The sequence below is a fragment of the Streptomyces sp. NPDC002130 genome (genome assembly GCF_040296465.1).
Taxonomy (GTDB): Bacteria; Actinomycetota; Actinomycetes; order Streptomycetales; family Streptomycetaceae; genus Streptomyces.
In genome coordinates, this window is record NZ_JBEOXI010001138.1 from 1 (window position 1) to 1,124 (window position 1,124).

The window sequence follows — 1,124 nt, forward strand, 5'->3', positions numbered from 1 at the left end:
CGGGGAACTGCGCGACAAGCCAAAGACAACCCGCACCCGCCCACAAGGATCAAGCCGCACCCCACTAGGCGGAACGCAAAAATCCGCCGATGCTGGTGATCTTCGTACTCGTACTTCGGAAGTTCCCCGCCGAAGTCGACGAAAGCAAGGCGATCGGCTTCAAGTGGCCGCGTGCCGCACTCGCCGTCGCCGTCGGAATCACCGTCACCACCATCGCGGCCTTCGCGACCAATGCCCGAAACACTCGTCCGATCTACGAGCTGCTTCCCGACGCGGCCTACGACCTGGGCAACGGCAAGAACGTCGTCAACGTCCTACTCGTCGACATCCGCGCATGGGACACGCTCGGTGAGATATCCGTGCTGCTGGTCGCAGCGACCGGCGTCGCCAGCCTCGTGTTCCGCAACCGCCGCTTCGGTATCGCGCCGCGCGTCGCCGACGCTCCCTCCGTCATCGTGGACAAAGCTGCCGCCAACTCCGATACGACGTGGCTGCGCGGCGGAGACCTGATCGATCCGCGGCACCGTTCACTGGTTCTCGAGGTCACCACGAGGTTGATCTTCCCGGCCATCATGGTGTTGTCGATCTACTTCTTCTTCTCCGGTCACAACGCTCCCGGCGGAGGTTTCGCCGGAGGCCTGACGGCGGGCCTCGCCCTCGTGCTGCGTTACCTCGCCGGTGGCCGCTACGAACTCGGTGAAGCAGTACCCATCGACGCGGGCAAGATTCTCGGCCTCGGTTTGGCGCTGGCCGCGGGCACCGCCCTGGTGTCGCTGTTCCTCGGCGCCCCGGCGCTCTCGTCCGCCGTCTTCGAGTTCACACTCCCGCTCATCGGCCACGTCAAACTGGTCACCGCACTGTTCTTCGACCTGGGCGTCTACCTCATCGTGGTCGGCCTGGTCCTGGACGTACTCCGAAGTCTCGGCGCCCGCCTCGACGCAGAAATCGAGGTGAAAGCACCATGAGCGCAAACATCGGAATGCTGATCCTGATCGGCGTCCTCACGTCGGCCGGTGTCTACCTGCTGATCGAACGAAGCATCACCCGGATGCTCCTGGGTCTGCTCCTGTTCGGCAACGCCATCAACCTCTTGATCCTGACCGTCGGTGGATCGGACGGGAATC

At 64.0% G+C, this 1,124-nt stretch carries 2 protein-coding genes; both read left to right on the plus strand.

Features of this window, described 5'->3' with window-relative positions:
• The first annotated feature begins 89 nt into the window (after positions 1–89).
• Positions 90–965 carry a hydrogen gas-evolving membrane-bound hydrogenase subunit E gene (mbhE, locus tag ABT116_RS49080; protein ID WP_351648098.1) on the plus strand — a complete coding sequence of 292 codons (876 nt, stop codon included), beginning with the start codon at positions 90–92 and terminating at the stop codon, positions 963–965.
• Positions 966–979: 14 nt separating this feature from the next.
• Positions 980–1,124 (plus strand): NADH-quinone oxidoreductase subunit K (locus ABT116_RS49085; RefSeq protein WP_351648100.1); only part of this gene is annotated, 145 nt, incomplete at its 3' end.